Below are 12,440 nucleotides of genomic sequence, written 5' to 3'. Positions count from 1 at the left end.
TCCGCGCGATCCTGTGTGAGCCGGGGACGCACGCTCACCTCCCCCTGGGCAGGCCGAGGATCCGCTCGGCCACGATGCCGCGCTGGATCTGCGAGGTCCCGGCGGCGATCGTGTACGACAGCGAGGACAGCCGGTCGAGCACCCAGGGGCGGTCCAGATCCAGGCAGTCCGGGCCGAGGACCTCGGCGGCGGCGTCGTACAGCTCCTGCCGGGCGTGCGAGTAGCGGAGCTTGAAGACCGAGCCTCCGACGCCGGGCAGCCCGCCGTTCGCCTCCGCCTCGCTCACGTTCCACTGGGTCAGCCGCCACAGCGCGCGGAACTCCGCCTCCAGCCGGCCGAGCCGGCGGCGCAGCACGGGATCGTCCCAGCGGCCGTTCTCCCGTGCGGCGCACGCGAGTGCGCGCAGCACCCGGCGGCAGGCGACGACCTCGCCGACGAAGGCCGTACCGCGTTCGAAGGACAGGGTGACCATGGTCACGCGCCAGCCGTCGTTCTCCTCCCCGACCCGGTTGGCGACCGGCACCCGCACCTCGTCCAGGAAGACCTCGGCGAACTCCGCCGACCCGGCGAGCGTGCGCAGCGGCCGTACGGTGACGCCCTCGGTGTCCATCGGCAGGGCCAGCCAGGTGATGCCCCGGTGGCGGGGCGCGGCCGGGTCGGTGCGGACCAGCAGCTCGCACCAGTCGGCGACTTCCGCGTGGGACGTCCAGATCTTGGATCCGGTCACCACGTAGTGATCGCCGTCCCTGCGCGCGCGCGTGCGCAGCGACGCGAGGTCGGAGCCGGCGTCCGGTTCGCTGAACCCCTGGCACCACACCTGCTCGCCGCGCAGGATCGGCGGCAGCCAGCGGGCCCGCTGTTCGGCGGTGCCCTCGGCGGCGATCGTCGGCCCGGCGTGCAGCAGTCCCACGAAGTTGGCGCCCACGTAGGGCGCGCCCGCCTTCTCGGTCTCCTCCAGGTAGATCATCCGGATCGTCGGGGAGGCGTCCCAGTGCACGTCGGCGTACCCGGCGTCGTACAGCATCCGCTGCCAGCTCAGGTCGTAGGCGCGGCGGCCGGGCCAGTCGTCCGGGGACGGCTTGGCCGGCAGGGTGGGCAGTACCGTGGCGAGCCACGTCCGCAGCCGGACCCGGAACTCCTCCTCCTCGGGCGTGCGGGAGAGGTCCACTAGCGGTCCAGGTCCAGGCCGAGCATGCGGATGGCGTTGCCTCGCATCAGCTTGTGGACGGTCTCGTCGTCCAGGCCCTTCACATGGTCGAGGGCGACCTCCTTGGTGTGCGGGAAGGTCGAGTCGACGTGCGGGTAGTCGGTCTCGAAGGTGGCGTTGTCGCGGCCGACGACGTCCAGTGAGGCGACGCCGTGCTTGTCGCGGAAGAAGCAGCAGAAGATCTGCCGGTAGTAGTACGTCGACGGCGGCTCGGGGATCAGGTCCCTGACCCCGCCCCAGGCGCGGTGCTCCTCCCACACGTCGTCGGCGCGTTCCAGGGCGTACGGGATCCACCCCATCTGGCCCTCCGAGTAGGCGAGTTTGAGCCGGGGGAAGCGCACCAGCACCCCGCTGAAGAGGTAGTCCATCATCGAGGCCATGGCGTTGTTGAAACTCAGGGACGCCTGGACGGCGGGCGGTGCGTCGGGGGAGGCGGCGGGCATCTGGGAGCTGCTGCCGATGTGCATGTTGACGACCGTGCCGGTCTCCTGGCAGACGGCGAAGAACGGGTCCCAGTAGCCGGAGTGGATGGAGGGCAGCCCGAGGTGGGTGGGGATCTCGGAGAAGGTCACGGCCCGCACCCCGCGCGCGGCATTGCGCCGGATCTCCGCGACGGCCAGCTCGACGTCCCACAGCGGGATCAGGCACAGCGGGATCAGCCGGCCGCCGCTGTCCCCGCACCACTCCTCCACCATCCAGTCGTTGTAGGCGCGCACACAGGCGAGGGCGACCTCCTTGTCGTGGGCCTCGGCGAAGGTCTGCCCGCAGAAGCGCGGGAAGGTCGGGAAGCAGAGGCTGGCCTCGACGTGGTTGAGGTCCATGTCGGCGAGCCGCGCCCTGGGGTCCCAGCAGCCGCGCCGCATCTGCTCCCGGGTGATGCCCTCCAGGGTCATCTCGTCCCGGTCGAAGCCGACGGCGGCGATGTTCCGCTTGTACGGGAACTTCAGGTCCTCGTAGATCCACCAGTCCGTCGGCTGTCCCGCCGGGTCCATGGTGATCTGGTACTTCCCGCCGACATAGGCGAGCTCCCCGATCCCGGCGGTCAGTGGCTGGGGTCCCCGGTCCCGGTACTTGGCGGGCAGCCAGGTCTCGAAGAGGTGGGCGGGTTCGATGACGTGGTCGTCGACGCTGATGATGCGGGGCAGTTCGGTCGCCATGGGTCCCCTCCGCCGGACGGTGCTCGACTGGGCCCTGCGTAACTGATGGCCCGTCAGATAGCATGGCATCTGACGAGTCGTCAGCCAAGCAGGGGGCAGCCGTGAACGAGACCCCGCACACCCTGGGTTCCGCCCGCACACTGTGGGAGCTGGTCACCCGCCGCGCCGGCCTCACCCCCGGCCGCCCGGTCCTGATCCAGGAGGACCGGGTCCTCACCTTCGGCGACCTGCGCACCCGCGCCGAGCGCGTCGCGGCCGGCCTGTACGGCATGGGCGTACGCCCCGGCACGGTGGTCGCCTGGCAGCTGCCCACCCGCATCGAGACCGCCCTGCTGTCCTTCGCGCTGGCCCGCCTGGGCGCCGTACAGTCCCCGGTCATCCCCTTCTACCGGGACCGGGAGGTCGGCTTCGCGCTGCGCGAGTCGAAGGCGGAGTTCTTCGCCGTACCGGGTGTGTGGCGGGGCCACGACCACACGGAGATGGCCCGGCGGCTGGGCGCCGAGGGGATCTTCGAGGCGTACGACGACCTCCCCGACGGCGACCCGTCCGTCCTGCCCCCGCCGCCCGCCGAGGGCACGTCGGTCCGCTGGATCTACTGGACCTCGGGCACCACCTCCGACCCCAAGGGCGTGCTGCACACCGACCGCTCCCTGATCGCGGGCGGCTCCTGCCTGGCGCACGCCCTGCGCCTGTCGGCGGACGACGTCGGCTCGATGGCCTTCCCCTACGCCCACATCGCCGGCCCCGACTACACGGTGATGCTCCTCCTCTACGGCTTCCCGGCGGTCATGTGCGAGCACTTCGCGCTGCCGGAGGCGCTGGCGGAGTACCGGCGGCACGGGGTCACGGTGGCCGGCGGGTCCACGGCCTTCTACTCCCTGTTCCTGGCCGAGCAGCGCAAACGGCCGGGCGAGAAGGTGATCCCGTCGCTGCGGCTGCTCGCGGGCGGCGGCGCCCCGAAGCCGCCCGAGCTGTACCGCGCCGTGGTCCGCGAGATGGGCGTCCAGCTCACCCACGGCTACGGCATGACCGAAGTCCCGATGATCACCATGGGCGACCCGCAGGACACCCCCGAGAACCTGGCCACGACCGAGGGGCGGCCCCCGCAGGGCATGGAGATCCGGATCGTCGACGGAGAGATACGGCTGCGCGGCGAGGCCGTCTGCCAGGGCTATCTGGACCCCGCGCAGACGGCCTCCGCCTTCGACGCCGACGGCTTCCTGCGCACCGGTGACCTGGGGCACCTGACGGAGTCGGGTCACCTGGTCCTCACCGGCCGGCTCAAGGACGTGATCATCCGCAAGGGCGAGAACATCTCCGCCAAGGAGATCGAGGACCTGCTGGCCACGCATCCGGCGGTGGGCGACGCGGCGGTGATCGGCCTGCCGGACGCCGAACGCGGCGAACTGGTCTGCGCGGTGGTCGAACAGCGGCCGGGGACACCCGGGCTGACCCTGCCGGAGGCCGTGTCCTTCCTCCGCGCGGAAGGACTGTCCGTGCACAAGCTCCCGGAGCGGCTGGAGGTGGTGGACGCCCTTCCACGCAACGAGACACTGCGGAAGGTACTGAAGTACAAGCTGCGGGAGCGGTTCAGGTGAGGGTGGGCCGGCGGGCCGCCGCCGGATCGTGCCGTGGATTGCCGTTATTCGGGGACCGTGAAGTAGCGCGCGAACGCCGGTACGATCTCCGCCTCGCCGATCCTGCCGTCACCGTCGGTGTCGAGGGCGGCGGCGGCCTGGCGGGCGGCCTCCTCCGGGACGCGGAAGACGCGCAGTACGCGCGCGGTGTCGGCGGTGCCGATCCGGCCGTCGGCGTCCGTGTCGGCCACCGCCAGGGCCGCGTGCAGGAAGGGGCGGGCGATCTCGGCGAAGCGGTCGGGGTTGTCGCGCAGCCGCTTGACCGCGCCGGTGACGAACTCCTCACGGGTGATGCGCTGGTCGCCGTCCCGGTCGGCGATGCCGGCCATGCCCTGCCAGAACGCCTCCGCGCCGGCGTACAGCGCCTGCCCCTTGTCGGAGCGGGCGGGTACGGCGAACTCGGTGAGCAGTGCCTTGGCCGCCGCGTTGAAGTCTCCCCGGTCGATGTAGCCGTTGCCGTCCTGGTCGAAGGTGGCGAACCGGGCGGCGATCCTGCGCTCGTACTCGGTGCTGACCATGTCTGTTCGGGCCGCCTTACGTGAGGGTCGTAGGGGTGGTCCTGCCCGTGGGCGGGGGTGACCTGGCAGGGAGCGTACGACGCGGACGGCCGGCAGACGGCGGGAAAGCGGCGGTTGTGCCAGGACCGGGGGAATTCTGCGACAACAGTGTGGCCGTGTCGCGATGCGGTGACGGCCGCTCAGGCGGAGAGCGGCCCGGCCTCGTCCGTGGTGGCGGAGTCGAGGTCGGGGCGGACGTCGAAGAGGCGGCGCACACCGAGCGCGCCGAGGACGCGGTTGACGTGCGAGCCGTCGTCGGCGCCCCGGTCCGGCAGGATCAGCCGCAGCCGGCCCTGGCAGGAGCGGATCAGCCGGCGGGCGGCGATGAGGACGCCGACCCCGCTGGAGTCGCAGAAGAACACGTCGGAGAGGTCCACGACGAGGCTGTGGTGTCCCTCGGCGACGACGTCGTGCACCCGCTGGCGCAGCACCGGCGAGGTCATCAGGTCCAGCTCCCCGGACACCCGGAGGACGGCCCACTCGCCCTGTTCGACGCCGGTCACGTTGAATGCCACGGCCCTGCCCTCCGCTCGCCGGATCTCCCGGAACCGCCCGGAAACGGAAGCAGTTCCTACGTTTCCTGTCGCGCGGCTGCCCAGCGGCCGTTCCCTGAAACATGACGCGACAAACGACAGTCGATCGACTAGGGGCTTGTTTCGGTCACTACCGATCCTGTTCGATCAGAGGTGTACGCATCTTGTGTGAAGGATGTGTGAAAGGGGCACTATCATCTGCGGCCCTTCAGGGGGCGCACATTGACACAAAGGGGCGTGCGCTGTCAGACGTGCCGACTACATTCGAGAGGGCAGGAACGACAGGCTGGACGGGCCGGACAGGGTGAGGGGAGGGGACCGCATGACCGGGAAGGACGTACCGCCCCGCTGGGACCGCAAGATGCAGCAGCGGCTCGCGCGCGGCGAGGCGGCCGCCCTCGGCGAGCTGTACGACCGCTTCGCCTCCCTCGTGCACAGCCTCGCCCACCGCGTCCTCGCCGACGAGGCGGACGCCGACGCCGTCACCCGCGAGGTCTTCGCCCACGTCTGGGAACACCCCGAGACCTACGACCCCAAGCAGGGCCCCCTGCGCTCCTGGATCGCCGCCGTCACCCACCGGGTCGCCGTACAGCGGCTGCGCGACCGGGAGGAGCTGGAGCAGCCGCGGCGCGAGGAGCTGGAGAGCAAGGTCCGCCGCGCCTCGGTCGCCGCCCGCGCCGACTACATCGTGCACTCCATGCCGGCCCCGCTGCGCGCCGCCCTCGACCTGGCCTACTTCCAGCGCCGCGACTACCGCCAGACCGCGGCCGACCTCGGCGTCACCGAGGACGAGGCCCGCCGCCGGCTCCGCCTCGGCCTCCAACTCCTCTCCACCGCCCACGACACCGGCACACCGCCGGGATACCGGGGTGCGGTGTGAAGGAGACGGGCGGCTTCGAGGCGCACGACGCATACGGCGACTACGGCGACTACGGCGAACACGCCGGCCACGGGGGAGAAGAGGGCCACGGCGGTGACGCGCGCGGGGAACGGCCCTGGGGGGACGCCGACTCGGGCGGGCGGGGGTCCGGGGACGAGGGGCGTGGCGCGGGCCCACACGGCGATGACCGCGGCGACGGGGCACCGGAAGACACCGGTGCCGGGGGTTCCGGTGGGCGCGGTGGCGGCTCGGGGGACGTGCCGCCCGGCGCCGGTGGGTCCGAACCCGCCCCGGCACCGCGGATACCCACGCCCCGCGCCTCCGTGGAGGACAGCGGGCTTGCGCTGCCCGACCTCGCCGATCTGGGGGACCTCGCACCCGTGCCGCTCGACCTGTCGCACGACGTCCTGAAGTCGCTGCTCGGCGCCTGGGCGCTGGCCGCCTGCTCGGCGGCGGAGACGGCGGCCGTCGAGGAGCACCTGGGCGGCTGCGGCTCCTGCGCCGACGAGGCCCGCCGGCTGCGCGAGGCGGTCGGCCTGCTGCAGCAGCCGGAGAGCCTGGACCTGAACCCGGCGCTGCGCACCCGCGTCCTGGCGGCCTGTCTGCACCGCCGGCCGCCACGCATCCCCGTGCCCGGCTGGGCGGCGCCGTACGACGCCGAGACCGCGCGGCTGGACGCGCTGCTCCAGGACTTCGGGGACGCGGAGTGGCACGCCCCGGTACGGCTGCGCTGGTTCGAGGACGACGCGCCGACGAGCCGTCGTACGACCGTCGCCGGGGTGATCGCGCACCTGCTGTCGGTGGACGGGCTGATCGCGACGGCGCTCGGTCTGGAGGACCCGCTGGCCGAGGTCGCCGACGCAGACAAGGACGCCGTGGGTCCGGCGGGCCGCACGGAGGCGTTCTGGCGGGCCTCCCACTTCCCGCCGACGCGCTCGGTGCGGCGGCCGTGGCGGGAGCAGAGCCACAGCCTGGTGCGGACGGTGTCCTTCACCGGCGGCCACGCGGGCGGACTGACGGTGTCGTACGGCGACTTCGCGCTGCCGCTGCACGACGCGATGCTGGACCGCGCCTTCGAGTGCTGGGTGCACGCCGAGGACATCGCCGAGGCGGTGGACTATCCGTACGCGCCGCCGGCGCCACGGCACCTCAACCGGATGATCGACCTCGCGGCCCGTCTGCTGCCGACGGTGCTCGCCGCGCGCCGCCGGGCGGGACTGTCCGCGCCGGGCCGCCGGACCCCGCACCTGGTCCCGGCCGGCGCGCCCGGCCGCAGCCTGCGCCTGGAGATCGAGGGCGCGGCCGGCGGCGAGTGGCTGATCCCCCTCGACTCACCGGCGGCGGTGGGCTCCGCCGACTTCGAGGTGGCCCACGTGGCTCTGGACGGCGCGGAGTTCTGCAAGCTGGCGGCAGGACATGTGCCTCCGGCGGAAGCGGCGGCCGGTCAGCTGGGCGACCGGGAGGCGATCAAGGACGTACTGTTCGCTGTCGCGTCGCTGAGCCGGATGTAGCCACGTACGAGAGGGCTGGAGCACCCCGAAGGTGCGCGGGGAACTGCGCGACCAGCCACACTCGACCGGCAGCCGCCCGACGGGCTAGGTCCTGTCGTCAAACTCCCGTCGTCCGCCCGGAGGGCGGGCCGCGCGGCGTCAGGTGCGTGCTCTCGGCGTGCCGGGCCCCGGCCCTCGTACTGGATGTACTTGGGTCGGGGCCCGGTGCGGCGAGAGTGCGTGCATGGCGTCGCGCGGCAGACGGGAGTTTGACGACAGGGCCTAGGCGAACACCACCGTGCGGCGCCCGTTGAGCAGAATCCTCCGCTCCGCATGCCACTTCACGGCCCGCGCCAGCGCCTGGCACTCGACATCCCGGCCGATGGCCACGAGCTGGTCCGGCGTCACGTCGTGCCCGACCCGCTCGACCTCCTGCTCGATGATCGGCCCCTCGTCCAGGTCCGCGGTGACGTAGTGCGCCGTCGCACCGATCAGCTTCACACCCCGCGCATGCGCCTGGTGATACGGCTTCGCGCCCTTGAAGCTCGGCAGGAAGGAGTGGTGGATGTTGATGATCCGGCCGCTGAGCTGCTTGCACAGGTCGTCGGAGAGGACCTGCATGTAGCGGGCGAGGACGACCAGCTCGACCTTCTCCTCGCGGACGATCTCCAGCAGTCTCGCCTCGGCCTCCGGCTTGGTGTCCTTCGTCACCGGAATGTGGTGGAAGGGGACGTTGTAGGAACCCACCAGCTCCTCGAAGTCGGTGTGATTGGACACCACACCCACGATCTCCACCGGCAGCGCGCCGATCCGCGCCCGGAACAGCAGGTCGTTCAGGCAGTGCCCGAACTTGCTGACCATCAGCAGGATGCGCATCTTCTCGTCGGCCCGGTGGATCTGCCAGTCCATGTGGAAGGAGTCACCGATCGCGGCGAAGCTCGCCCGCAGCTTGTCCACCGTCACCGGCGCCTCGGCCGAGAAGTGGACGCGCATGAAGAACAGTCCCGTGTCGTGGTCGCCGAACTGCTGGCTGTCCTCGATGTTGCAGCCGGTCATGAACAGATAGCTGGACACGGCGTGCACGATGCCCTTTTTGTCCGGGCAGGAGAGCGTGAGGATGTACTGGTCGGCCGGCGCGGCGGCGGAAGAGGCGGACTGATCGGTCATGCACCACAGGGTCCCACACCGGCCGCCCGCCACGGGGCGGCCGTCCGCTACGCGGACCTGGTCAGGATCCGTAGCACTTCCAGGCTCTTCGGCGGCGTGTCCGGGTCCTCCCCGTCGCTCACCGACATCCGCACATGCGCGTCCCGGGCCGCCCGCACCGCGTCCGGCCAGCCGGAGTGCTCCAGGTACGCGGCGACCGGCGCGTCCGGGCCGACCTGGTGCATGATCCGCAGCACCCGCAGCACGGCGGTGTCGACGAGCGCCGCCTCCTGCGAGTCCCGGAATATGGTGCCGACGTACTTCTCGGCCGACCAGCTGTCCAGCCAGGTGTCCTCCACCAGCCGGTACACGGCGTCCGTGACGTCACCGTAGCCGTCGACGCCGGCCAGCCAGACCTCCCGCTGGAACACCGGGTCGGAGAGCATGTGCAGCGCCGAGCGCACATTGCTGCGCCACCGCCACCACGGCATGTCGTTCAAGGGCATGCCGCCCATGGTGGAGGAGCGACGGCCGCGACGGGAAGAGTTCTCCGAACCTTGCACGGTCATCGATCGTACGTTCCTCGCCCCATGGGCCTCACGGGCCCCCGTAATTCACCTCCGCGTCACCCTTCGTTGACCCAGGGTCACTCCGGGGTTGGTGCTGTGAGGGAATCGTGCGGGTGCATGACCGGCAGGCGACGCACGCGCAGAACCCCTCCTCCCGTCCTTCCCCGCCCCGTCAGAGCCACCGCCCTCGCGGCGGGCGCGGTGGCCCTCTGCGCGTCGCTCACCGCCGCATGCGGGGTCGTCCCCGGTGCCACGGGGGGCTCCGGGGACGACCCGGTCAAGGTGATGACCTGGGCCCCGCAGGACACGGACGCGACCAACAAGCCCGGCATGCCCGCGATGGCCCGCACCTACGCCAAGTGGATCAACTCCCACGGTGGCATCAACGGCCGCAGGCTTCAGGTGCTGACCTGCAACGACCACAACGACGGCGTGGGCGCCGCGAAGTGCGCCCGGCGCGCGGCGACCGAGAACGTGGTCGCGGTCGTCGGCTCCTACAGCCAGTTCGGCGACTCCTACCTCGCCCCGCTGGAGGGCGCCGGCATCCCCTACATCGGCGGCTACGGCGTCACCAACGACGAGTTCACCGGCGCCATGTCCTACCCGGTCAACGGCGGCCAGCCTGCCCTCCTGGCCGGTCTCGGCAGGGCCCTCGCGGAGGGCTGCGGCAACGTCGCCCTGGTCCGCCCGGACAGCATCGCCGGCGACCAGCTGCCCGCGATGCTCGACGCCGGTCTCGAGGCGGGCGGCCACGCGGACGCCGGCGACCAGCTCGCCGCCGACGACGCCACCGAGTACGGCGGCCAGGCCGAACAGGCGCTGCGCCACGCGACCAGGGACGTGACGAGGACGGGCTGTGTGGTGCCCGCCCTCGGGGACCGCACCGACACCTTCATGGACTCCTTCCGGCGGGCCCGTGAGAACTTCCCCGCCGTGCGCACGGCGACCGTGCTCGGCAGCGTCGACCAGACCGTGATCAACGCGACCGGCGGGGCGTCGGGGCCGTACGAGGGGGCGTACATCACCGGCTGGTACCCGGTCGTCTCCGACCCCCGCTGGAACCCGATGAAGAGGGTGATCGACGAGGAGGCCTTCGGCGACAACCGCATCGACCCCGCGGACGCCGGTGTGCAGACCACGTGGATCGCCTACACCGTGCTCAAGGCCGTCCTGGAGAAGATCGGCGACGGCGAGGTGAGCGCCGACACCGTGCGGCGCACCCTCAACGACGGTCTGCGCGTGTCCACCGGCGGCCTCACCCCGACCCTGCACTGGCCCTACGAGAGCAAGCTCGCCGCGGTCGGCCTCCCGCGGCTGGTCAACGCCGACGTCACCCTCCAGGTGGTCCGGGACGGCAAGCTGGTCGCGGCCCGCAAGGGCATCGGCGGCAGCAACGGGACCGCCGACGTGACCCGGACCCTGGAGAACGCCGACGTGCCGTGACGGCCGGCGGTCACAACTGGGTCGGCTGGCGCTGGGTCAGGCCGTACTTCCGCGCGATCGCGTTCCACAGCGCCGCCGCCTTCGCCTTCTGCGCGCTGGCGGTGCCGCTCTCCCGGTTGCCGGCCTGCGTCTCGCCGGTGGTGCGGGCGCGCCCCTTGCGGCAGACCTTGTGGCCCTTGGCCTGGTCGGCCCAGGCCGCGTAGTGGTTGTCCGCCGCGGCGGACGCCTGCCAGGCCTTGGTCAGCGCGGCCGTCAGATCGGCGTTGCCGGGCAGCTTGTCCACGGACAGCTTGCCGAGCCGCGTGACGAGCTGGCCGCGCTGCCGAGCCGCGTCCCGCAGGCTGGAGGCGGCCTGGTCGAGGTTGTCGCACTGCTTGACGTCCGCCACCGCCTGGATCACCGAGGCACGGCTGCTGCCGCTGTCCGCGAGCAGCTTGTCCAGCTCGACGGCCTGCTGCCGGGCGGGGTCCGCGGCGGGCGGGGCGGAGTCCCGGGTGGTCGGGGAGGCGGCGGCGACCGTCTTGCCGTCCCCGCCCTGGTCCTTGTCGCCCCCGCCGCTGAGCAGCGCGCCCGCGCCGACGCCGAGCACGACGATGCCGACGCCGATCGCGGCGATCAGCGGCACCCGCGACCGGCCCCGGCGCCGCCCGCCGTCGTCGTCCGGACCCGCGTCGTACGACGGCTGCGCCGGGCGGTACGACGACTGCGCCGGGCCGGGATAGGCGTCCGGCTGCTGCACGCGCGGCAGCTGCTGGGTGGACCCGGCCGGGCCGCCGTCGCCCCCGGGGCCGCCGCGGAAGAGGTTGTCGAACTCGGCGGGCGGCTGCCGGTCCGCCCCCTGTGCCTGGGCGGCGTACGGCGGTATGTACTGCGTGGCCTCCGCGTCCGAGGGCGCGGGCGCCGCCTGCCGGGGCGCCTGGCCGAGGTACCGCGTCTCCTCACCGGCCGACTCCGGCGGCAGCGCGCCGGACGCGACCGGCGGGATGTACTGGGTGGCCGCCTCGTGAACGCCGCCCCCCGCGGGAACCGGCGGAAGGTACTGGGTGGCGCCCTCGTCGCCGGGGCCGGCGGGGACCGGCGGGAGGTACTGGGTCGCGCCGTCCGCGCTCGCGGGCAGCGGGGCACCCGCGGCCGGGTACGCGGACGGCTGCGGCGCGGCGGCGGGCTGCGCCGGGTACGGCTGCTGCTGTGCGTGCTGCTGGTAGGGCTCGGGCGCGCCGTACGCGGGCTGCTGAGCCGCGCCGTAGGCACCGGCGCCGGGACCGGCCTGGCCGCCGCCGTACTGGGCGTCCTGGCCGCCGTAGGAAGCCGTCGGGCCGCCGTAGGCCGGGGCCTGGCCGCCGTACGACGGGGCCGGGGCCCCCTCCGGGGGCAGCGGGCCGGGGTTCGCGGCGGACGGGGGCCGCTGGTCGGGACCGCCGGGGGCGTCCCACTGCGGGGCCGCCGCCGGGGGCCAGCCCTGGCCCGGCTGGGGTGCCTGCTGGCCGGGGCCCCAGGAACCGCCCCAGGCCTGTCCGCCGGCCGGGTTGGCGGGGGCGGGCGTCCCGGTCATGCCCGGCAGCAGGGGCTCTCCTCCGTCGGAGGGCAGCACGATGCCTTCGCGCGCGGTCCGCGCCGAGGGCTCCTCGCCCTGTCCACTCTGCGTCACCGGGACTCCTACTAATGGGGGACCTTGTGAATCGTCGGCTCACGCTACCGGGTCCCCCGAGCCGCGTGCCACGCAGCGCGGGACGTGACCTCCTTCCCTGTGACAGCGGTAACACAACCGCTCCGTGAAGCGCTGTTCATGGCACCCGGCGCACACCCGGGTGCCGTTTCCCG

General features: G+C 72.7%; 11 protein-coding genes. 4 read left to right on the top strand and 7 right to left on the bottom strand.

Features of this window, described 5'->3' with window-relative positions; all coding sequences use genetic code 11:
* Positions 1 to 34 precede the first annotated feature (34 nt).
* Positions 35 to 1,168, bottom strand: a complete 1,134-nt coding sequence (locus tag AB0L21_RS02865; protein WP_365781836.1) for an acyl-CoA dehydrogenase — start codon at positions 1,166 to 1,168, stop codon at positions 35 to 37.
* Complete coding sequence (locus AB0L21_RS02860; RefSeq protein ID WP_365781834.1) at positions 1,168 to 2,364, bottom strand: amidohydrolase family protein; 1,197 nt, start codon at positions 2,362 to 2,364, stop codon at positions 1,168 to 1,170. The genes AB0L21_RS02865 and AB0L21_RS02860 overlap by 1 nt, the downstream gene beginning before the upstream one ends.
* A gap of 101 nt (positions 2,365 to 2,465) precedes the next feature.
* Between AB0L21_RS02860 and AB0L21_RS02855 the strand changes: the two genes are divergently transcribed.
* Entirely contained in the window at positions 2,466 to 3,962 is a 1,497-nt protein-coding gene (locus tag AB0L21_RS02855; protein ID WP_365781832.1) for an AMP-binding protein, read from the top strand.
* A gap of 44 nt (positions 3,963 to 4,006) precedes the next feature.
* Here the strand turns inward: AB0L21_RS02855 and AB0L21_RS02850 are convergent, their stop codons facing one another.
* The gene (locus tag AB0L21_RS02850) at positions 4,007 to 4,519 is read right to left on the bottom strand and encodes an EF-hand domain-containing protein (protein WP_365702299.1); all 513 of its coding nucleotides are present in this window, start codon (positions 4,517 to 4,519) and stop codon (positions 4,007 to 4,009) included.
* 179 nt (positions 4,520 to 4,698) lie between these two features.
* Positions 4,699 to 5,073 carry an STAS domain-containing protein gene (locus AB0L21_RS02845; protein ID WP_365702297.1) on the bottom strand — a complete coding sequence of 125 codons (375 nt, stop codon included), beginning with the start codon at positions 5,071 to 5,073 and terminating at the stop codon, positions 4,699 to 4,701.
* 340 nt (positions 5,074 to 5,413) lie between these two features.
* Between AB0L21_RS02845 and AB0L21_RS02840 the strand changes: the two genes are divergently transcribed.
* Together AB0L21_RS02840 and AB0L21_RS02835 are read left to right on the top strand one after the other, a co-directional pair.
* Positions 5,414 to 5,971, top strand: a complete 558-nt coding sequence (locus AB0L21_RS02840) for a sigma-70 family RNA polymerase sigma factor (RefSeq protein ID WP_365702295.1) — start codon at positions 5,414 to 5,416, stop codon at positions 5,969 to 5,971.
* A 257-nt stretch (positions 5,972 to 6,228) separates the two neighbouring features.
* Positions 6,229 to 7,482, top strand: a complete 1,254-nt coding sequence (locus AB0L21_RS02835; protein ID WP_365782036.1) for a zf-HC2 domain-containing protein — start codon at positions 6,229 to 6,231, stop codon at positions 7,480 to 7,482.
* A gap of 261 nt (positions 7,483 to 7,743) precedes the next feature.
* Here AB0L21_RS02835 and purU read toward each other — a convergent pair whose 3' ends face one another.
* Together purU and AB0L21_RS02825 are read right to left on the bottom strand one after the other, a co-directional pair.
* Positions 7,744 to 8,628 (bottom strand): formyltetrahydrofolate deformylase, encoded by an 885-nt coding sequence (gene purU, locus AB0L21_RS02830; protein ID WP_365709071.1) that lies wholly within the window; start codon positions 8,626 to 8,628, stop codon positions 7,744 to 7,746.
* A gap of 47 nt (positions 8,629 to 8,675) precedes the next feature.
* Positions 8,676 to 9,176, bottom strand: coding sequence for a hypothetical protein (locus tag AB0L21_RS02825; RefSeq protein ID WP_365709069.1), 501 nt, complete (start codon positions 9,174 to 9,176; stop codon positions 8,676 to 8,678).
* A gap of 117 nt (positions 9,177 to 9,293) precedes the next feature.
* Between AB0L21_RS02825 and AB0L21_RS02820 the strand changes: the two genes are divergently transcribed.
* Positions 9,294 to 10,619 carry an ABC transporter substrate-binding protein gene (locus AB0L21_RS02820; protein WP_365781830.1) on the top strand — a complete coding sequence of 442 codons (1,326 nt, stop codon included), beginning with the start codon at positions 9,294 to 9,296 and terminating at the stop codon, positions 10,617 to 10,619.
* Positions 10,620 to 10,629: 10 nt separating this feature from the next.
* Here the strand turns inward: AB0L21_RS02820 and AB0L21_RS02815 are convergent, their stop codons facing one another.
* Positions 10,630 to 12,267 (bottom strand): hypothetical protein, encoded by a 1,638-nt coding sequence (locus AB0L21_RS02815; RefSeq protein ID WP_365709065.1) that lies wholly within the window; start codon positions 12,265 to 12,267, stop codon positions 10,630 to 10,632.
* Positions 12,268 to 12,440 lie beyond the last annotated feature (173 nt).

The sequence above is a fragment of the Streptomyces sp. NPDC052721 genome, assembly GCF_040678315.1.
In the GTDB taxonomy this organism is placed as follows: domain Bacteria; phylum Actinomycetota; class Actinomycetes; order Streptomycetales; family Streptomycetaceae; genus Streptomyces.
The sequence above is the reverse complement of the archived record's forward strand: the minus strand, read 5'-3'. Positions and strand labels throughout refer to the sequence as shown.

What these genes read in the sequence shown, in the direction of transcription:
- AB0L21_RS02860 (WP_365781834.1), bottom strand. Translation starts at nt 2,364, where the DNA reads ATGGCGACCGAACTGCCCCGCATCATCAGCGTCGACGACCACGTCATC.
- AB0L21_RS02850 (WP_365702299.1), bottom strand. Translation starts at nt 4,519, where the DNA reads ATGGTCAGCACCGAGTACGAGCGCAGGATCGCCGCCCGGTTCGCCACC.
- AB0L21_RS02840 (WP_365702295.1), top strand. Translation starts at nt 5,414, where the DNA reads ATGACCGGGAAGGACGTACCGCCCCGCTGGGACCGCAAGATGCAGCAG.
- purU (WP_365709071.1), bottom strand. Translation starts at nt 8,628, where the DNA reads ATGACCGATCAGTCCGCCTCTTCCGCCGCCGCGCCGGCCGACCAGTAC.
- AB0L21_RS02825 (WP_365709069.1), bottom strand. Translation starts at nt 9,176, where the DNA reads ATGACCGTGCAAGGTTCGGAGAACTCTTCCCGTCGCGGCCGTCGCTCC.
- AB0L21_RS02820 (WP_365781830.1), top strand. Translation starts at nt 9,294, where the DNA reads ATGACCGGCAGGCGACGCACGCGCAGAACCCCTCCTCCCGTCCTTCCC.